At 70.8% G+C, this 19,362-nt stretch carries 19 protein-coding genes; 16 read left to right on the top strand and 3 right to left on the bottom strand.

The annotated features are described in order from the left end of the window. The first annotated feature begins 30 nt into the window (after positions 1 to 30). On the top strand, positions 31 to 2,337 hold the full coding sequence (locus AC1Q9M_RS19890) for a molybdopterin guanine dinucleotide-containing S/N-oxide reductase (protein WP_382322916.1): 2,307 nt from the start codon (positions 31 to 33) through the stop codon (positions 2,335 to 2,337). A gap of 21 nt (positions 2,338 to 2,358) precedes the next feature. On the opposite strand, the gene argP is transcribed toward AC1Q9M_RS19890, so the two are convergent. Beyond that, positions 2,359 to 3,264 (bottom strand): HTH-type transcriptional regulator ArgP, encoded by a 906-nt coding sequence (gene argP, locus AC1Q9M_RS19885; protein WP_382322915.1) that lies wholly within the window; start codon positions 3,262 to 3,264, stop codon positions 2,359 to 2,361. Positions 3,265 to 3,376: 112 nt separating this feature from the next. On the opposite strand from argP, the gene AC1Q9M_RS19880 reads away from it, so the two are divergent. From AC1Q9M_RS19880 to AC1Q9M_RS19865, 4 genes are all read left to right on the top strand, one after another. Beyond that, positions 3,377 to 4,006, top strand: a complete 630-nt coding sequence (locus tag AC1Q9M_RS19880; RefSeq protein WP_382322914.1) for a LysE/ArgO family amino acid transporter — start codon at positions 3,377 to 3,379, stop codon at positions 4,004 to 4,006. Between the two features lie 16 nt (positions 4,007 to 4,022). Then, a complete protein-coding gene (locus tag AC1Q9M_RS19875; protein ID WP_444688024.1) occupies positions 4,023 to 5,699 on the top strand; it encodes a flavin monoamine oxidase family protein in 1,677 nt (558 codons plus the stop codon). Positions 5,700 to 5,701: 2 nt separating this feature from the next. After that, complete coding sequence (locus AC1Q9M_RS19870; RefSeq protein ID WP_382325843.1) at positions 5,702 to 6,502, top strand: carbon-nitrogen hydrolase family protein; 801 nt, start codon at positions 5,702 to 5,704, stop codon at positions 6,500 to 6,502. Between the two features lie 64 nt (positions 6,503 to 6,566). After that, positions 6,567 to 7,166 (top strand): ankyrin repeat domain-containing protein, encoded by a 600-nt coding sequence (locus AC1Q9M_RS19865; RefSeq protein WP_382322912.1) that lies wholly within the window; start codon positions 6,567 to 6,569, stop codon positions 7,164 to 7,166. 44 nt (positions 7,167 to 7,210) lie between these two features. Here the strand turns inward: AC1Q9M_RS19865 and AC1Q9M_RS19860 are convergent, their stop codons facing one another. Next, complete coding sequence (locus tag AC1Q9M_RS19860; protein WP_382327619.1) at positions 7,211 to 8,143, bottom strand: LysR family transcriptional regulator; 933 nt, start codon at positions 8,141 to 8,143, stop codon at positions 7,211 to 7,213. 108 nt (positions 8,144 to 8,251) lie between these two features. Between AC1Q9M_RS19860 and AC1Q9M_RS19855 the strand changes: the two genes are divergently transcribed. The 11 genes from AC1Q9M_RS19855 (at position 8,252) to AC1Q9M_RS19805 (ending at position 18,773) form a co-directional block, all read left to right on the top strand. After that, the gene (locus AC1Q9M_RS19855) at positions 8,252 to 9,223 is read left to right on the top strand and encodes a Bug family tripartite tricarboxylate transporter substrate binding protein (protein ID WP_382162800.1); all 972 of its coding nucleotides are present in this window, start codon (positions 8,252 to 8,254) and stop codon (positions 9,221 to 9,223) included. A 52-nt stretch (positions 9,224 to 9,275) separates the two neighbouring features. Beyond that, entirely contained in the window at positions 9,276 to 10,649 is a 1,374-nt protein-coding gene (locus AC1Q9M_RS19850; RefSeq protein ID WP_444688023.1) for an MmgE/PrpD family protein, read from the top strand. Between the two features lie 13 nt (positions 10,650 to 10,662). Beyond that, positions 10,663 to 11,853 carry a CaiB/BaiF CoA transferase family protein gene (locus tag AC1Q9M_RS19845; RefSeq protein WP_382322908.1) on the top strand — a complete coding sequence of 397 codons (1,191 nt, stop codon included), beginning with the start codon at positions 10,663 to 10,665 and terminating at the stop codon, positions 11,851 to 11,853. Then, the gene (locus AC1Q9M_RS19840) at positions 11,853 to 12,662 is read left to right on the top strand and encodes an enoyl-CoA hydratase (RefSeq protein ID WP_382322907.1); all 810 of its coding nucleotides are present in this window, start codon (positions 11,853 to 11,855) and stop codon (positions 12,660 to 12,662) included. Before AC1Q9M_RS19845 ends, AC1Q9M_RS19840 begins: the two co-directional genes overlap by 1 nt. Positions 12,663 to 12,684: 22 nt before the next feature. Further along, positions 12,685 to 13,674 (top strand): zinc-binding dehydrogenase, encoded by a 990-nt coding sequence (locus AC1Q9M_RS19835; RefSeq protein WP_382162812.1) that lies wholly within the window; start codon positions 12,685 to 12,687, stop codon positions 13,672 to 13,674. Between the two features lie 28 nt (positions 13,675 to 13,702). After that, positions 13,703 to 14,677 carry a Bug family tripartite tricarboxylate transporter substrate binding protein gene (locus tag AC1Q9M_RS19830; RefSeq protein ID WP_382322906.1) on the top strand — a complete coding sequence of 325 codons (975 nt, stop codon included), beginning with the start codon at positions 13,703 to 13,705 and terminating at the stop codon, positions 14,675 to 14,677. Between the two features lies 1 nt (position 14,678). Next, a complete protein-coding gene (locus AC1Q9M_RS19825; RefSeq protein WP_444688022.1) occupies positions 14,679 to 15,494 on the top strand; it encodes an ABC transporter substrate-binding protein in 816 nt (271 codons plus the stop codon). A gap of 43 nt (positions 15,495 to 15,537) precedes the next feature. Continuing rightward, positions 15,538 to 16,758 (top strand): helix-turn-helix domain-containing protein, encoded by a 1,221-nt coding sequence (locus AC1Q9M_RS19820; protein ID WP_492435346.1) that lies wholly within the window; start codon positions 15,538 to 15,540, stop codon positions 16,756 to 16,758. A 48-nt stretch (positions 16,759 to 16,806) separates the two neighbouring features. Continuing rightward, positions 16,807 to 17,463 carry a Vgb family protein gene (locus tag AC1Q9M_RS19815; protein WP_382322903.1) on the top strand — a complete coding sequence of 219 codons (657 nt, stop codon included), beginning with the start codon at positions 16,807 to 16,809 and terminating at the stop codon, positions 17,461 to 17,463. Positions 17,464 to 17,611: 148 nt separating this feature from the next. Next, the gene (locus tag AC1Q9M_RS19810) at positions 17,612 to 18,193 is read left to right on the top strand and encodes a hypothetical protein (RefSeq protein ID WP_492435344.1); all 582 of its coding nucleotides are present in this window, start codon (positions 17,612 to 17,614) and stop codon (positions 18,191 to 18,193) included. Positions 18,194 to 18,317: 124 nt separating this feature from the next. Next, positions 18,318 to 18,773: an SRPBCC family protein gene (locus AC1Q9M_RS19805; RefSeq protein ID WP_382322901.1), complete on the top strand. Its 456-nt coding sequence runs from the start codon at positions 18,318 to 18,320 to the stop codon at positions 18,771 to 18,773. Positions 18,774 to 18,788: 15 nt separating this feature from the next. Here AC1Q9M_RS19805 and AC1Q9M_RS19800 read toward each other — a convergent pair whose 3' ends face one another. Beyond that, positions 18,789 to 19,355: an NADPH-dependent FMN reductase gene (locus tag AC1Q9M_RS19800; RefSeq protein WP_382162834.1), complete on the bottom strand. Its 567-nt coding sequence runs from the start codon at positions 19,353 to 19,355 to the stop codon at positions 18,789 to 18,791. Positions 19,356 to 19,362 lie beyond the last annotated feature (7 nt).

Raw genomic sequence — 19,362 nt, 5'->3', positions numbered from 1 at the left:
CCGTGCCAGACGCGGCCTCCATTTCCGACCATGCAACACCCGCGCCAGCACTTTCCTTCCCTGTCCCACTGGGGCGCCTTCACCGCCGTGGTCGAGAACGGCCGTGTGGTCGACTGCCTGCCCTTCGCGCGCGACCCGGTCCCCTCGCCCATCCTGCGCTCCATGCCGGGCATGGTGCATTCGCCGCTGCGCATCGCGCGCCCGGCGGTGCGCGAGGGCTGGCTGCGCCAGCGTGAGGGCAGCGACCGCGCCGCGCGCGGCCACGACCGCTTCGTCGAGGTCGACTGGGACACGGCGCTGGACCTGGTGGCCGGCGAACTGGCCCGGGTGCGCGGGCAACACGGCCACGACGCCGTCTTCGGCGGCTCCTACGGCTGGTCGTCGGCCGGCGGCCTGCACCACGCGCGCACGCTCACCCAGCGCTTTCTGCACAGCGGCGGCGGCTGCGTCGGACAAGCCGGCAACTACAGCTGGGGCGCGGCCCAGTTCCTGCTGCCGCACGTGATCGGCACCTACGCCCCCGTGACCGGCCGCGTGACCGACTGGCGCAGCGTGCTGGCCCACACCCGGCTGTTCATCGCCTTCGGCGGCCTGCCGCTGCGCAACACCCAGGTCACCTCCGGCGGCGCGGGCGAACACAGCAGCGCGGCCTGGATCGCCCGGGCCGCCCAGTCCGGCATCGAGTTCGTGGTCGTCAGCCCGACGCGCGCCGACGTCCCCGAGGGCCTGAACGCGCGCTGGATCCCGATCCGGCCCAACACCGACACCGCGCTGATGCTGGGCATGGCCCACACCCTGCTGGCCGAGGACCTGCACGACACCGGCTTCCTGCGCACCCATTGCAACGGCTTCGACGCCTGGGCCCGCTACCTGCGCGGCACGGACGACGGGCAACCCAAGGACGCGGCCTGGGCCGCCGCCCTCTGCGGCGTCGACGCCCTCACCATCGCCGAGCTGGCGCGCAGCGCCGCGCGCCAGCGCACCATGATCAACTGCACCTGGTCGCTGCAGCGCGCGCACCACGGCGAACAGCCTTACTGGGCCAGCATCGCGCTGGCCGCCGTGCTGGGCCAGATCGGCCTGCCCGGCGGCGGATTCGCCTTCGGCCATGGCTCCATCAATGGCGCGGCCACGCCCCGGCCCGATGTCGCCGCCCCCCGGCTCTCGGCCGGCCCCAACCCCATCGGCCGCAGCATCCCGGTGGCGCGGATGGCCGACATGCTGCTGCAGCCCGGCGAGAGCTACGCCTTCAACGGGCGCACCGGCACCTACCCCGACATCGAGCTGGTCTACTGGGCCGGCGGCAACCCGTTCCACCACCACCAGGACCTGAACCGCCTGCTGCGCGCCTGGCAGAAGCCCGAGACCATCGTCGTGCACGACAGCTGGTGGACGCCCACCGCGCGCCGTGCCGACATCGTGCTGCCGGCCACCACCACGCTGGAGCGCAACGACGTCGGGGGCTCTTCGCGCGACCGTTACCTGCTGGCGATGAAGCAGGCGATCGCGCCGGTGGGCCAGAGCCGCAACGACTTCGACATCTACCGCGACCTGGCGGCGCGCGCCGGGCACGAGGCCGCGTTCACCGAGGGCCGCGACGAGGCCGCCTGGGTGCGCGCCCTCTACGACAGCACCGCCGAGAACTGGCGCGCCGCCGGCTTCCCGCTGCCCGATTTCGACCGGTTCTGGGAAGAGGGTGTGGCCGAGCTGCCCGAGCCCGAGCGCGAGATGGTGCTGTTCGAAGCCTTCCGCCAGGACCCGCAGGCCGCGCCCCTGGGCACACCGTCGGGCCGCATCGAGCTGCACTCGAGCGCCATCGCGGGCTTCGGCTACGCGGACTGCCCGCCCCACCCGAGCTGGCTCGCCCCCGCCGAGTGGCTGGGCGCGGACAGCGCGCGCCAGTGGCCGCTGCACCTGATCAGCTCGCAACCGGCCGACAAGCTGCACTCGCAGCTCGATGCCGGGGTCGTCTCGCGCGAGCAGAAGCTGCGCGAGCGCCAGCGCGTTCGACTGAACCCGGACGACGCCCGCGCACGCGGCATCGCCGACGGCGACCTGGTGCGCGTGTTCAACGCCCGCGGCACCTGCCTGGGCGGCGCCACGCTGGACGAGGCCGTGATGCCGGGCGTGGTCGTGATCTCCACCGGCGCCTGGTTCGACAGCGACGGTGGCGAGCCGGAGCGCCACGGCAACCCGAACGTGCTCACGATCGACCTCGGCACCTCGCGCCTGGCCCAGGGCAGCAGCGCCATGACCGCGCTCGTGGACGTGGCGCTCTGGCACGGCGAGGCGGCACCCGTGCGCGCCTTCGAACCGCCGACCCTCACCCCCGCCTGAGCGCCACCGCCGCCCGGGCGCTCAGCCCGGCGCCGCCAGGTGCGCGCGCGCCGCCGCCTTCACCGCTTCGGTCAGTCGCTGCGCCGACAGCGATTCGTGCGCCCAGTGCTGCCAGTACAGCGACACGTCCACCGTGGCGCCGGGCAGGATTTCCTGCAACGCCGGGCGGTTCTGCAGGTGCTGCTCGGGCACCATGCCCCAACCCAGGCCGAGCTCGATCGCGGTCTCGAAGGCCTCCACCGCCGGCGCGAAATGGCGCGGGTAGCGCGGCTGGCGCAGGCCGAAGTGCTGTTCCAGAAAGGCGTCCTGCAGCGCATCCTTGCGGTTGAAGATGATGGCCGGCTGCGCCAGCAGCTTGTGCACCGAGACCGCGCCCTTGGGCGTGCGGCAGCGCTGCACCACGGCCGGCGAGGCCACGCAGTGGTAGCGCATCACGCCCAGCGGCTCGGCCACGCAGCCGCGCATGGCCGTGGACAACGCGGTCACGCAGCCCATCACGTCGCCGCTCTTGAGCGCGCTGTGCGTGTGGTCCTGGTCGTCGATCATGATGTCCAGCAGCAGGTGGTGGCGCCGCAGCAGCGGGGCCACGCCGGGCAGGAACCAGCCCGCCACGGAGTCGGCGTTGATCGCCACCGACAGGCTCTGCCAGCGCACGCCGCCCGGGGCCGGCGCCCCGCCCTGCAGGCCGTCGAGCAGGTCGGCCTCCATCAGCCGCACCTGCTTCACATGGGCCAGCAGCGCCTGCCCGGCCGGGGTGGCGCGCACCTGCTTGCCACGCACCAGCAGGCGCTGGCCCAGCGTGTCCTCCAGCGACTTGATGCGCAGCGACACCGCCGCCAGCGTGAGCGAGAGGGCCTGCGCGGCCGGGCCGAAGCCGCCGTGTTCGACCACGGCGGCCAGGGCGTCGAGTTGGCGGGCGTCCAGCATCATTCACTCAAGTTATTTTCAATCGATCTGAGTTTAAGTTAACTTGATTTAAATGAAGCGGTTTTGCGCGCACACTGCCGGCCATTCACCCGTTTTGGTTTCCGGAGTTCGCATGACCCTCGCCTTTCCCACCTTCACCGCCGGCATGGTGCTGAGCATGTCGCTGATCATGGCGATCGGCCCGCAGAACGCCCACGTGCTGCGCATGGGCCTGCAGCGCCAGCACCTGTGGCTCACCGTGATCACGTGCGCGCTGGCCGACGTGGTGCTCATCGGCCTGGGCGTGCTGGGCCTGGCCCAGCTCGGCGGCCTGTCGGACAAGCTGCTCGGCGCGATGATCGGCGCGGGCGTGCTGTTCCTCGGCGTCTACGGCTGGCAGGCCTTCCAGCGTTTCCTGCGCCCGCGCGCCACGCCCTTCAGCGCCGACGGCGGCCTCACCGCCGAGCCGGTGTCGCCGCGCCAGGCCGTGCTCTCCGCCCTGGCCTTCTCCTTCCTGAACCCGCACGCCTGGCTCGACACCGCCGTGCTGATCGGCACCGCCTCGCTCGCCTACGGCCAGGGCAGCGCCGTCTTCGGCCTGGGCGCGGCCACCGGCTCGCTGGTCTGGTTCATCGCGCTGGGCGCGGCCGCCTTCTGGCTCGGCCGCCGGCTCAACTCCCTGCACGTGTGGCGCGTGCTGGATGGCCTGGTTGCGTTGATGATGTGGGGCACGGCCGCCTGGTTGTTGACCAGCCTGTTCTGACCCCGGAGGTTTCACCATGTCCACCCCCCAACGCGGCGCCGATGCGCCCGTGACCCTGTTCGGACCCGACTTCCCGTTCGCCTTCGACGACTGGATCGCCCACCCGCAAGGCCTGGGCGAACTGCCCGCCGAGCGACTGGGGCAGGAAGTGGCCATCGTCGGCGCCGGCATGGCTGGCATGGTGGCGGCCTACGAGCTGATGAAGCTGGGCTTGAAGCCCGTGGTCTACGAGGCCTCGCGCATGGGCGGGCGGCTGCGCTCGCAGGCCTTCGAAGGTGGCCAGGGCGCGATCGCCGAGCTCGGGGGCATGCGCTTTCCCGCGTCGAGCACCGCTTTCTTCCACTACGTGAACCGGCTCGGTCTCAAGACCCAGCCCTTCCCCAACCCGCTCACGCCCGCCGCCGGCTGCACCGTGATCGACCTCGAAGGCCAGACCCACTGGGGCCGCACCCTGGCCGACCTGCCGCCGCTGTTCGGCGAGGTGGCCGAGGCCTGGGCCCAGGCGCTGGAGGAAGGCGCTGGCTTCACCGGCCTGCAGCAGGCGCTGCGCGAGCGCGACGCGGTGAAGCTCAAGGCCTTGTGGGACCGCCTCGTGCCCCTGTGGGACGACCGCACCTTCTACGACTTCGTCGCCACCTCCAAAGCCTTCTCGCGCCTGCCGTTCCAGCACCGCGAGGTGTTCGGCCAGGTCGGCTTCGGCACCGGCGGCTGGGACTCCGACTTCCCCAACTCCATGCTCGAGATCCTGCGCGTGGTGCTCACCGGCTGCGACGAGAACCAGCACCTCATCGTGGGTGGCGTGCAGCAGGTGCCGCTGGGCCTGTGGCACCACGCGCCCGCCGAAAACGAGCTGCGCCACTGGCCCGCCGGCACCACCCTGGCCAGCCTGCACCACGGCGCGCCGCGCCCCGGCGTCACGGCCATCGCGCGCGCGGCGAGCAACGAACTCGCCGTCACCGACACCTGGGGCAACACGCGCAGCTACCCGGCCGTGCTCACCACCTGCCAGAGCTGGCTGCTGACCACGCAGATCGCGGTGGAAGAGGCGCTGTTCTCGCAGAAGCACTGGATGGCGCTGGACCGCACGCGCTACATGCAGTCGTCCAAGACCTTCGTGATGGTGGACCGCCCGTTCTGGAACGACCTGCGGGCCAACGGTTGGCCTTTGATGGGCATGACCCTCACCGACCGCCTCACGCGCGGCACCTACCTGTTCGACAACGGGCCCGACCAGCCCGGCGTGATCTGCCTGAGCTACGCCTGGATGGGCGACGCGCTCAAGATGCTGCCGCACGGCACCCAGAAGCGCGTGCAGCTCGCGCTGCAGGCCCTGCAGAAGATCTACCCCGACGTGGACATCGCCAGCCACATCATCGGCGACCCGATCAGCGTCTCCTGGGAGGCCGACCCGCACTTCCTCGGCGCCTTCAAGGGCGCGCTGCCCGGCCACTACCGTTACAACCACCGCATGTACAGCCACTTCATGCAGGACGGCTTCGCGGCCACCGAGCGCGGCATCTTCCTCGCGGGCGACGACGTGTCCTTCACGCCCGCCTGGGTCGAGGGCGCGGTGCAGACCTCGCTGAACGCGGTGTGGGGCATCGTCAAGCACCTGGGCGGCCACACGCACGCGGCCAACCCCGGGCCGGGCGACGTGTTCGCCGAACTCGGGCCCATGGCCCTGCCGGACTGAGCATGGACGACACCCTCACCCTCGCCCTCTGGCAATGCCCCTACGCGGGCAGCCCGTCCCAGGCCCTGGTGCTGCTCGACGCCACCGCCGCGCAGGCGCGCGACCAGGGCGCCGGGCTGCTGCTGTGCCCCGAGATGTCGCTCACCGGCTACCAGATCGGCGCGGCCGGCGTGGCGGCCCTGGCCGAGCCGGCCGACGGCGCGCTCGCGCAGGCCGTGGCCGCCATCGCGCAGCGCCATGGCATCGCCATCGTCTACGGCTACCCCGAGCAGAACGCCGACGGCAAGCCCTGGAACGCGGTGCAGTTCATCGACGCCGACGGCCAGCGCCTCGCGAACTACCGCAAGACCCACCTGTTCGGCGACATCGACCGCGCGCAGTTCAGCCCCGGCCCGCAGGCGCCCGCCGTGTTCGCCTGGCAAGGCTGGCGGCTCGGCCTGCTGATCTGCTACGACATCGAGTTCCCCGAACCCGCGCGCGGCCTCGCGCTGCAGGGCGCCGATGCCGTGCTCGTGCCGACCGCGAACATGATCGACTTCGACCAGGTGCAGCGCGTGCTGCTGCCCGCGCGCGCGCTGGAGAACCGCGTGTTCGTGGCCTACGCCAACGCCTGCGGCCAGGAAGGCCACACCACCTACGGCGGCCTGAGCACGGTCTGCGCGCCGGACGGCGCCGTGATGGACCAGGGTGGGCGCGAGGAAGCCCTGCGCTTCGCCACCCTCGCGCGCGGCGCGCTGGCCGAAGCGCGGCAGCACTCGCAGCTGCGCGACCGGCGCGGCGATCTCCCTTCCGCTTGGAGCTGAACCGAGCGCGGGACCGCGCCCACTGCTTCTGCTTCATCCTTTTTGAAGCGAAAGTGAGCCCCCCGTGCACTCCATCTTTGGTACCGGCCTTCGTCCACAGGCAGCCGTCGATCCCGGCGATCTGGCGCGCCAGGCCATCGCCAACCACGACCTGCCCCAACTCATGTGGCAGCTGGCCCAACAGAACGTCAACCTGAATACGCGGAATGCCCAGGGCGTCACCCTGCTGATGGAGACCGTGAGGCACCGCAACGCCAACGCCCTGTACCTGCTGCTCGCCGACGTGGCGATCCGGTCGATCGAACCCGAACTGATGCACCACGATGACCAGGGCAACACGGTGCTGCACGACATGGCGATGCACCTGCCAGATGCCTGGTTTGACGAACCCTCGGACCAACCGGTGCTCGCGAACCTGCTGGAAGACTTCTTCCACGAATTCCACCTGTTCTTCGACTGGGAACGCCACAACATCCGAGGCCTCACTGCGGTCGAGCTGGCCGAAACGGTGCACAAAGACAACCTTCTCGGCTTCCTGGCGACCTACGAAGTCCCGGGCGTGGACACCTCGGCCAGCAGCGACCTCGAGTCCGACCATTCGTTCCGCAGCGGTTCGGATGGGCCGGGCGATCCGGACGTTGAAGGCCACGGCCTGCTGGTCTGAGAGGCGCCACCCGGACAGCCGCTCGCGTTGAAGCGGCCAGCGCGTCAGCCCACGCCTGAACGCCGAAGGCCGCGCCGCGTCGTGGCGCGGCTGGCCTGCGTGAGCAGGCGCGCGAAGGCCGCCGCCGCCGGCGAGAGGCTGCGCCCGGTGCGCTGCGTCAGACCGATGGTGCGGCTGATGACCGGGTGCTCCAGCGGCACGCCCACGACCGAGGCCGGCTGGTGCGGCAGCGTGAGTTGCGGCACGATGGCCACGCCCAGGCCGTTGTCCACGAAGCCAATCAGCGTGGAGATGTGGCGGAACTCGCACACCGGCCGGGGCAGCGGCGTCACCTCGGCCAGCGCCTGGTCGATCAGCACGCGGTTGCGGCTGGCGTGCGACACCAGCGCGTAGGGGTAGTCCACGATCTCCTCCCAGCGCACCGAGCGGCGCTTGGCCAGCGGGTGCCCGACCGGGCAGGCCAGCACGAAACGCTCCTTCAGCAAGGGTGTGAACGCCACCTCCGGGTCCTGCATGCCGGTGTAGTTGAGCGCGAAGTCGGCTTCGCCGCTCTTCACGCTGGCCAGCACCTCGTCGGCCCCCTCTTCGATGATGCGCACCAGCACGTGCGGGTGCTGGTCGCGAAAACTGCGGATCACGCCGGGCAGGAAATGGTGCACCGCGGAAAACACACAACCCACCGTCACGTCGCCCGCCTCGATGTGGGCCACGTCGTGCAGGTCGACCACCGAGCGGTCTAGGTCGGTGATGACGCTGCGCACCTGGCCCAGAAAGCGCTGGCCCAGCTGCGTGAGTTCCACGCTGCGCGTGGTGCGGTCGAACAGGCGCACGTCCAGCAGCCCCTCCAGGTGCGAGATGCGGCGCGAGAGCGCCGGCTGCGACAGGTGCAGGGCCTTGGCGGCGGCCGCGAAGCTCTGCAGTTCGCCCACGGTGACGAAGGCGCGCAGGTCCGCCAGCGTGGGTTTGAGCGTGCCCATGGGGTGCCTTTCATTCTTGCAAGCAATGCATCAAGACCTCAGAAAGATGCAATTTACAGCAGGTTGTCCCACTGTCAACATGCGCCCACAACGAAGGAGACAAGCCACATGAAACGCCGCCACCTCTTGCAGGCAGCGGGGGCCACCCTGGCCCTGCCGCAGCTCGCCATGGCCCAACAGGCCTACCCCGCGCGCTCCATGCGCTACATCGTCCCGGTGGCGGCCGGCGGCGGCAGCGACATGATCGCCCGCGTGGTCACCGAGCGCTGGGGCAAGCTGCTCAACCAGAACTTCGTCGTGGACAACCAGAGCGGCGGCGGCGGCGTGGTGGCCTGCCAGCTCACCGCGCGCGCGCCGGCCGACGGCTACACCCTGCTGCAGGGCTACGTCGCCACCCACGGCACCACGCCCGCCACGCGCCGCGTCAGCTACGACGCCGTCACCGACTTCACCCCCATCGGCATGATCGGCGCCACGCCCAACGTGCTGGTGGTCAACAGCAGCGTGCCGGTCAAGGACATCAAGGAATTCATCGACTACGTGAAGCGCCAGCCGGGCAAGCTCAGCTACGGCTCGGCCGGCCAGGGCTCGCTCACCCACCTCACGATGGAGCTGCTCAAGCAGGAGACGGGCATGTTCCTGCTGCACATCCCCTACCGCGGCGTCGCGCCGGCCATGAACGACCTGCTCGGCGGCCAGACCCAGGCCGTCTTCCCCGGCCTGGCCGCGGCCCTGCCGCACCTGCGCTCGGGCCGCATGCGCGCGCTGGCCGTGACCGGCAAGCAGCGCAGCCCGCAACTGAAAGACGTGCCGACCATGGAAGAGGTCGGTTTCAAAGGCTTCGACGCCATGCAGTGGTACGGCGTGGTCGGCCCGGCCGGCATGCCGCCCGACATCGTGCGCCGCCTCAACGAAACCCAGGTCGCCGTGCTCAAGGCGCCCGAGCTGGCCGAGAAGCTCGCGGGCGAGGCGGTGGAGCCGTGGCCCATGACGCCCGAGCAGTTCGGCCAGTACATCAAGGCCGACGTCACGCGCTGGACCGCGCTGGCCAAGGCCCGAAACATCCGCCTGGACGAGTGACGCCCGGCGCCCGCTCTTTCTTTCTCTTCTCCAACCTCAGAGCCCCGAACCCGTGACCCGCAACACCCAAGTCCCCGCCGACCTCACGGCCCCGCCCATCACCACCCTGCTCGCCCGCTTCGTCGCCCGCCACCCCTCGCGCGGCTGGAGCGACGCCGTGGAGCGCGAGGCCCACCGCACCTTCTACAACTGGCTGGGCTGCGCCATCGGCGCGGCGCGGCACGAGGCCGCCGACGCCGCCGTGGCCGCCGTGCAGCTGCTGCAGCCCGCGCCCCAGGCCAGCGTGCTCGGCCGCCGCGAGCAGGTGGACATGGCCAGCGCGGCGCTGGTCAACGGCATCACCTCGCACACCTTCGACTTCGACGACACGCACCTGAAGACCATCATCCACCCCGCCGGCCCGGTGGCCTCGGCCGTGCTGGCCCTGGCCGAGCACCGGGGCAGCAGCGGGCGCGAGGTGCTCGACGCCCTGGTGCTGGGCATCGACGTGGCCTGCCGCATCGGCAACGTGATGTACCCCGACCACTACGACCGCGGCTGGCACATCACCGGCTCCACCGGCATGCTGGGCGCGGCGGCCGGCTGCGCGCGCCTGCTCGGGCTGGACGAGGCGCAGACCGCCATGGCCATCGGCATCGCGGCCTCGCAACCGGTCGGCCTGCGCGAGCAGTTCGGCACCATGACCAAGCCCTTCCACCCCGGCGGCGCGGCGCGCGCCGGCCTCATGTCGGCCCTGCTGGCCAGCCAGGGCTTCACCGCCAGCCCACGCGCGCTCGAGGCACCGCGCGGCTTCGTGCAGGTGGCCTCGGACAAACGCGCCTGGAACGAAGCGACGGACGAACTCGGCGAGCGCTTCGAGATCTCCTTCAACACCTACAAGCCCTTCGCCTGCGGCATCGTCATCCACCCCAGCATCGACGCCTGCGTGCAACTGCGCGACCAGGGTGTGACACCGGATCAGGTGAAGCACATCGAATTGCGCGTGCACTCGCTGGTGCTGGAACTCACCGGCAAGAAGGCGCCGAAGGACGGCCTGCAGGGCAAGTTCAGCGTTTACCACGGCTGCGCGGTGGGCCTGATCCACGGGCGCGCGGGCGAGGAAGAGTTCTCCGACGCGGTCGTCACCGACCCGCGGGTGGTGGCCCTGCGCGACAAGGTGCAGGCCACGGTGGACGACAGCATCGCCGAAGCGGCTGTGCATGTGACGGCCGTGCTGCTCGACGGCCGGCGCGTGGAAGTGCGCGTGGAGGACGCCATCGGCTCGCTGCGCAACCCGCTGTCGGACGCACAGCTGGAAGCGAAATTCCAGGCCCTGGTGGTGCCCGTGCTGGGCGAGGCGAAGGCGCGCGACATCACGGCCGCCTGCGCCTCGCTGGCCTCGCTGCCGGACGTGCGCGCGCTCACCGCGCTGTGCCGCCCGCAGTGACTGGAGGCGCGCCATGCCCCACCTGCCCGCCTCCACCGCCTTGCAGCGCTTTCGCGTCATCGACCTGACCCAGGTGCGCGCCGGCCCCACGGCCTGCCGCCAGCTCGCCGACTGGGGCGCCGACGTGGTCCAGGTGCAGATGCCCGACAGCATGCGCGGCGACGACACGCTCGGCGGCCAGGACGGCTCCGACTACCAGTACACGCACCGCAACAAGCGCTCCATCACGCTCAACCTCAAGACGGACGAAGGCATCGCCACGCTCAAGCGCCTGATCGACGGCGCGGACGTGGTGGTCGAGAACTTCCGGCCCGACGTGAAGTTCCGCCTGGGCATCGACTACGCCTCGCTGGCCGCGAGCAACCCGGGCCTGGTCTACGCCAGCATCTCGGGCTTTGGCCAGACCGGCCCGCTCGCCTCGCGCCCCGGCTTCGACCAGATCGCGCAGGGCATGGGCGGGCTGATGTCCGTCACCGGCACGCCGGGTGACGGCCCGATGCGCGTGGGCATTCCGATCGCCGACCTGTGCGCCGGCATCTTCGCGGCGCAGGGCATCCTGGTCGCGCTGCTGGAGCGCGAAGCCTCAGGGAAAGGCCAGTTCCTGCACACCTCGCTGCTGGAGTCCATGGTCTACATGCTGGACTTCCAGACCTCGCGCTACCTGATCGACGGCGAGGTCGCCACGCAGGCCGGCAACTTCCACCCCACCAGCATCCCCACCGGCGTCTACAAGGCGCGCGACGGCTACATGAACATCGCGGTGTTCGGCTCCAAGATCTGGGAACGCTTCTGCCACATCCTCGGCGCGCCCGAATGGATCACCGACGAGCGTTACCACGACAAACCCTCGCGCTCGGTGAACCGCGACACGCTCAACGCCGAGATCAACCGCCGCCTGGCCGAACACGACCGCAGCCACTGGATCGCGCAACTCAACGACGGCGGCGTGGCCTGCGGCCTGATCAGCAACATGCAGGAAGCGCTGGAAGAACCGCAGGTGCAGCACCTCGGGATGATCAAGGACGTGGTGTCGAAGTGGCAGGGCCCGCAGCGCCTGGTGGGCCAGCCCATGCAGCTGGAGCGCACGCCCAGCACCATCGCGCGCGCCGCGCCGCGCCGGGGCGAACACACCGAAGAAATCCTGGCCGAACTCGGCCTCGGGCCCGAGGACCTCGCCCGCATGAAAGCCGCCGGAGTCTATTAATGACCGATCCCACCTACACCTCCCCCACCGAGCGCGTGCAGACCTGGCTGGACGGGCGCACGCTGTACATCCGCTTCAACAACCCGGCGCGCCACAACGCGCTCTCGGTCGACATGTGGGAGGCCGTGCCGCCGCTGCTGGCCCTGGCCCGCGACGATGACCGCGTGCGCCTGGTCGTGTTCTCCGGCGCGGGCGACAAGGCCTTCGTCTCGGGCGCGGACATCACGCAGTTCGAGGACATGCGCGCCGCGCGCGAGGCCGTCGCCTACTACGAGAAGATGGCCGAGACCACGCTGATGGGCATCCACGACTTCCCCAAGCCCACGCTGGCCTGCATCCGGGGTTACTGCATCGGCGGCGGCGTGAACGTGGCGATCAGCTGCGACCTGCGCATCGCGGCCAGCGACTCGGTGTTCTCCATTCCGGCCGCGCGCCTGGGCCTGGGCTACCGCTATTCCGCCATGAAAAACCTGGTGGACCTGATCGGCCCGGGTGCAGCCAAGGACCTGTTCTTCACCGCGCGGCGCATCGACGCCGCCGAAGCGAAATCGCTCGGCCTGGTCTCGCGGACCTGCGAGCCCGAGGCCCTGCCCGCGCTGCTGGCGGAGTACGCGGGCAGCATCGCCGAGAACGCGCCGCTGACCGTGATGGCCGGCAAGGCGATCACGCGCGAAATCCTCAAGCCCTCGCCCGAACTCGACAGCGCGCTGTGTGCCTCGCTCATCCGCGGCTGCTTCGAAAGCGCCGACTACACCGAAGGCCGCACGGCCTTCATGCAGAAGCGCAAACCCGTGTTCACCGGCCGCTGAGCCACACCAGGAACCCCCCACCATGCAGGCCTACTGGATGCAGATGACCGACACCGCCACCGAGCTCGCCCTGCGCGAGACGCCGGTGCCCACGCCCGGCGCGCGGCAACTGCTGGTGCGCATGCGCGCGGCGGCGCTGAACCGCGGCGAGTTCCTGCTCGGCCATGGCCTGCACGGCGCGCCCGGCACCTGGAAAGCCATCGGCGGCGAAGGCGCGGGCGAGGTGATCGCCGTCGGCGCCGAGGTCACCACCTTCCGACCCGGTGACCGCGTGATGGGCCGCTGCCCGGGTGCCTTCGCCGAGTGCGCGCTGATGGAAGAGATCGAGGCCATGCCCGTGCCGGTGGCGCTCGGCTGGGAACAGGCCGCCGCCGTGCCGCTCACCTTCCTGGTCGCGTTCGACATGCTGGTGCTGCAAGGCCGGCTGCAGGCGGGCGAGTGGCTGCTCATCAACGGCGTGTCCTCCGGCGTGGGCGTGGCCTCGCTGCAGCTGGCCAAGGCCCTGGGCGCACGCGTCATCGGCACCTCGGGCTCGGCCGACAAGCTCGCGGCGCTGCAGCCGCTGGGTCTGGACGTGGCGCTGCACACCCGCGCGGCGGACTTCGCGCCCGCCGTGCTCAAGGCCACGGACCAGCAGGGCGTGAACCTGGTCATCAACACCGTGGGCGGCACGGTGTTCGCCGAAAGCCTGCGCGCGCTCGCGTTCGAAGGGCGCCTGGCCACCGTGGGCTATGTGGATGGCGTGGTGCGCGCCGAGATCGACCTCGAAGCCCTGCACGCCAAACGCCTCGTGCTGTTCGGCGTCTCCAACAAATTGCGCACCAAGGAACAGCGGGCGGCCGCGCTGCCGCGTTTCGTGGCCGAGGTCATGCCCCTCATCGCTGCCGGCCGCATCCAGCCGCACATCGACCGGGTGATGGACTTCTCGCAACTCGAGCAAGCCAAGGCGCGCATGGAAGCCGGCGCGCACATCGGAAAAATCGTCCTGCGCATGCCGGCGGACGCGAGCTGAACCACCACCCGCAAGAGGAGACAACCCCGTGAAGCACCGCAAACAATTCGTCCTGGCGCTCGCGCTGGGCACCCTGGCCTCCCTCGGCTGGGCGCAGCCCGCGCCCTACCCGAACAAGCCCATCCGCATCGTGATCGGCTTCGCGCCGGGCGGCGCGGCCGACTACGTGGCGCGCGCCATGAGCGAGTCCTTCAGCAAGGCCCTGGGCCAGACCGTGCTGATCGACAACAAGCCCGGCAACGGCTCCAGCATCGCGGCCGACATCGTGGCCAAGGCCGCGCCCGACGGCTACACGCTGCTGATCGCCAGCCCCAGCGCCATCTCGGTCAACCCCGCGCTCAACCCCAAGCTGACCTACAAGCCCAGCGACCTGCTGCCCGTGGGCAAGATGACCACCTCGCCGCTGGTGCTGGCGGTCAACCCCAGCAGCAGCATCCGCTCCGTGCCCGACCTGATCGCGGCGGCGAAGAAGGACCCCGGCAAGCTCAACTACTCGACCTCGGGCAACGGCTCGGCGCCGCACCTGGGCGCCGCGCTCTTCAGCCTGCTGACCAACACCGAGATGACGCACGTGCCCTACCGGGGCGGCTCCTTCGCCATCACCTCGGTGATGGCCGGCGAGACGCAGCTCACCTTCGGCACCTCGCCCTCGGTGCTGCCCCAGGCCAATGCGGGCAAGCTGCGCGCCATCGCCGTCAGCACGCGCGAACGCTCGCCGCTGGTGCCCGACATGCCCGGCATGCGCGAGGCCGGCCTGCCCGAATACAACCTGGAGTTCTGGTACGGCATGTTCGCGCCCGTGGGCACGCCGCCGGCCACCGTGAAGACCATCCACGACGCGGTGCGCACCGCCATGCAGCAGCCCTCGGTGAAGGCCGCGCTGGAGCGCGAAGGCACCGAGGTCTCGCTCTCCGGCTCGCCCGAGCAGTTCGCCAGCTTCCTGGTGGAGGACGGCAAGTTCTGGGTCAACCTGGTCAAGACCGCCAACGTGAAGGTGGACTGACATGGACCGCTTTCGCCGCACCCTGTGCGCCGCCAGCGCCCTGGCGCTCGCCGGCTGCGCCGCGCCCGGACCCGCCTCGACGCCCCCGCCGGCCGCCGCGATCGCCGAACTCTCGTCCACCGGCAAGCTGCGCGCCGCGATCAATTTCGGCAACCCCATCCTGGCCACGCGCAGCGCCTCGGGCGAGCCGCAGGGCGTGTCGGTCGATCTCGCGCGCGAGGCCGCACGGCGCCTGGGCGTGCCCATCGAACTGGTGCTGTTCAACTCGGCCGGCAACGTGGTGGAGGCGGTCAAGGCGCGGCAGGTGGACCTCGCCTTCGTCGCCATCGACCCGGTCCGCGCGGCCGACATGGAGTACACCGCGCCTTACGTGATCATCGAAGGCGCCTACCTCGTGCGCAACGACTCGCCGCTGCGCCGCAACGAGGACGTGGACCGCGCCGGCACGCGCGTGGTCGTCGGGCGCGGCAGCGCGTACGACCTGTTCCTCACGCGCGAGATCAAGGCCGCCACCCTGGTGCGCGCGCCCACCTCGCCCGCCGTGACGGACCTGTTCCTCGCCGAAAAGCTGGACGTGGCCGCCGGCGTGAAGCAGCAGCTGGAGGCGGACGCGCAGCGCGTGGGCGGCGTGCGCCTGCTGCCCGGGCGCTTCATGGTGATCGAGCAGGCCATGGGCGTGCCCAAGGGCCGCACGGCGGCGCAAGCCTGGCTCAGCGGGTTCATCGAAGAGATGAAGGCCAGCGGCTTCGTGACCCAGGGCCTGCAACGGCACCAGATCCAGGGCGCCGCCGTGGCGCCCGCGCGCGCCAGCCGCTGACCACGGCGAGGCGCCCCTGCGCCGGCTGGGGTAGCCTGTCGGCATGGATTCCCTCATCACCGCCGCCGCGCGCGCCCTGGCCGCGGGCGACGCGCTGGGCGCGCTCAAGCGCGTGGCCTTGCGCGACGACCCGCCGGCCCTGGCCTTGCGCGGCATCGCCATGGCCCAGCTCGGGGAACATCCGCGCGCACGCGACCTGCTGCGGCGCGCCGGCCGAGGCTTCGGCGCGCACGAAACCCTGGCGCGCGCCCGCTGCGTGGTGGCCGAGGCCGAGGTGGCGCTGGCCATGCGCGACCTCGGTGGCTCCACGCGCCCGCTGGCCGCCGCCGCGGCCACCCTGGAAGCCCACGCCGACCACGCCAACGCGCGCCAGGCCCGCTTGATCGCGGCGCGGCGCCTGCTGCTGCTCGGCCGCCTGACCGAGGCCGAAGCCGTGCTCGCGGCCATCGACACCACCCGCCTGCCACCCGCGCTCGCGGCGGTGGCCGAGCTGGTCGCGGCCGAGCTCGCGCTGCGCTCGCTGCGCGTGGAGGCCGGGCGCGCGGCCCTGGCCCGCGCGCGCGATGCGGCCACACGGGCCGGCGTGCCCGCCCTTCAGGCCGAAGTCGCACAAGCCCAGGCCACGCTGAACCAACCGGCCGCGCGCCGCCTGGGCAACGGCAGCGAGCAGGCGCTGCGGCTGGCCGACGTGGCGGCCCTGCTGGCCTCCGACGCGCTGGTGGTGGACGCCTGCCGCCGCGGCCTGGGCACAGGCGCCGCGTGGCAATCGCTCGCGCGCCGGCCCGTGCTGTTCGCGCTGGCGCGCGCGCTCGCCCAGGCCTGGCCGGGCGACGTGGAGCGCGAGGCCCTGATCGCCGAGGCGTTCCGCACCCGCCGCCCGGACGAGACGCACCGCGCGCGCCTGCGCGTCGAGATCGGCCGCCTGCGCGCGCTCGTCAAACCCCTCGCGGGCATCGAGGCCACCGCGCGCGGCTTCGCGCTGCAGCCCTCGGGCGGGCGCTCCCTCGTGCTGCTCGCGCCGCCCATCGACGGCGAACAGGCTTCGTTGCTGGCGCTGCTGGCCGACGGCGCGGCCTGGTCCACCTCGGCCCTGGCGCTCGCGCTGGGCGCGAGCCAGCGCACCGTGCAGCGCGCGCTCGCCGAGCTGGAGGCCGGGGGCCGCGTGCGCGCCATCGGCCAGGCGCGGGCGCGGCGCTGGCTGGCGCCGCCGCTGGCCGGATTCGCGACGATCTTGTTACTCCCTGCTTCGCTGCCGATTGAATAGAGTGACCCTCAAGCGCCGACACCCGGTGCTGCCACAAGGAGATTCACCATGACCCGTCAGACCACCCCCACCGCGCGCACCGCCGAAGTCGTGCGCGAGTACGGTCCCTTCCTCGGCTCCGAGCGCGTGCACGGCGTCACCCACGACGGCCAGCGCGTGTGGGCCGCCACCGACGAAGGCATCGTCGCCTTCGACCCCGCCAGCGGCGAGGTCACCCGCACGCTGAAACGCGCGGGTGATGCCGGCACCGCCTTCGACGGCAAGCACCTGTACCAGATCGCCGAGGCGCGCATCGACAAGATCGACCCCGCCTCCGGCACCGTGCTCGCCTCCATCCCCGCGCCCGGCGGCGGCGCCGACTCCGGGCTCACCTGGGCCGAAGGCAGCCTGTGGGTCGGCCAGTACCGCGACCGCAAGATCCACCAGATCGACCCGGCCACCGGCGCGATCCGGCGCACCATCGAATCCAACCGCTTCGTCACCGGTGTCACCTGGGTCGATGGCGAACTCTGGCACGGCACCTGGGAGGGCGACGAGAGCGACATCCGCCGCATCGACCCGCAGAGTGGCAAGGTGCTCGAACGCCTCGACATGCCCGCCGGCCTCGGCGTGAGCGGCCTCGAATCCGATGGCGCGGACCTGTTCTATTGCGGCGGCGGGCCGAGCGGGAAGGTGCGCGCGGTGCGCCGGCCCAAGGCCGCATAGGCGGGATTTGGCTGCTCGCGCGCCGCGCCTATGCCGCAGGTCTGCCCCGCGATTTAGCGGCATGGGCGAACCACCTTCGGCCTTGACTCACTGTGGTTCTGGGCCCGTCCTGGGCCCTTCTTCCATCTTGCACAGCAACCGACAACTGATGATCAACCATCTCCAGCCAGCGGGCCTCCAGGCCCCCCACATCCGGCCTTTCACACCCGCTCAGGCCGCACAACACGCCATCACCGAAGGCGATCACGAGGAATTGCGGTTCCTGGTGGAGCAGCACCATGTCCATGCCGCCACGCGAACCGCGAACGGGGAAACGCTGCTCATGTTCGCGACGAGGCAAGCGGACCCGGGCGCCTTCAATGCCTTGGCGCCATCGCTCCAACCGCATCGGGTCAACGAGGTCGATCAACAGGGCAACACGGTGCTGCACCACCTGGCACTGCACCTGACGAATCGCACCATGCAAGGCGGTGCCTGGGCCGACGGCCTGGACGACTTCCTGAACACACTCGCCGCAGACATCGATTGGGAACAAGAGAACCATCAGGGTTCGACGGCTCCGGAGTTGGCCACCGCGCTGCGCAGAACACGCCTCCTGAACGTGCTTTCGGCTTTCATTCCCGACGATACCGACAGCGACGTCAGTGAACCTACCGACAACTCGGCGGGAGACCTGTTGAATGAAGCCCACGATCGATTCATGAGCAGAAAGAGGGGACGGGGCGGCTGAAACCGCCTCGAAACCCCACCGCCTTGTCGAAACGGCGTCACCTCGATCGTCGAGCATGAGGAGCCGGGCGCACAAGCCCGGCCCTGCCCATGTCCCTCGACCCTCACCAGAAAGGACCCTCACCATGAGCACTTCCTCTTCCCGCGCCGTTCGCCTCCATCGCGTCCTCAAAGCCCCGCCCGAGAAGGTCTACCGCGCCTTCCTCAACGCCGACGCCCTCGCCCGCTGGCTGCCGCCCTACGGTTTTCTCTGCAAGGTGGAGCACCTGGACGCCAGGGTGGGTGGCACGTTCCGCATGTCTTTCCGCAATTTCTCGACCGGCCACGCCCATTCGTTCGGCGGCGAGTACGTGGAACTCGTGCCCCATCAGCGCCTGCGCTACACCGACAAGTTCGACGACCCCAACCTGCCCGGACTCATCACGGTGGACGTACAGCTGAAGGCCGTGTCCTGCGGCACCGAGCTCCACGTGGTGCAGGAGGGCATCCCCGACGTGATCCCGCTGGAGATGTGTTACCTGGGCTGGCAGGAGTCGCTGGCCCAGCTGGCGCACCTGGTGGAGCCGGACATCCCCGGCTGAACCGCCGCCGCCCTTTCAGGGCTTTTTCGCGGCCGCGACGAAGGCCGCGAAGCCCTGCACGAATTCGCCGAGCTGCTGGCGCACCTTGTCGTCCAGCAGCGCGCCGTCGGGGCCGAACACGGACGACGCGCGCGAAACCATGAGCCGCCCGCCCTGCCAGGTGTGGGTGCCCAGGGTGCGCAACACCGGCAACCAGTGGGCTTGCGACAGGATGGTGCCGAAGCCCCCGGGCGAGGCGCCGATGACGGCCACGGGCCGGTCGCGGAACACGTCGGGCAGGCCGGGCGTGGGCCGCGAGAGCCAGTCCACCGCATTCTTGAACACGCCGGGAATGCCGTTGTTGTACTCGGGCGTGACGAGCAGCAGGCCGTCGCTGGCGAGGATCTTTTCCTTGAGTTCGCGCACGGCCGCCGGCGTGCCCTCGCGCTGCTCCAGGTCGCCGTCGTAGAGCGGGATGCCGTGCAGCGTGGCGGCGTCGAGCTGTGCGGCGTCGCCCGCCAGCGGAACCGCCGCGCGCAGCAGCGAGGTGTTGAAGGACAGCTGGCGCAGGCTGCCGGAGAGGCCGAGGAGCTTGGTGGTCATGGGTGTG

Source organism: Hydrogenophaga sp. GW823-FHT04C09, from assembly GCF_058796355.1.
This window is presented reverse-complemented; position numbering and strand designations above follow the sequence as displayed.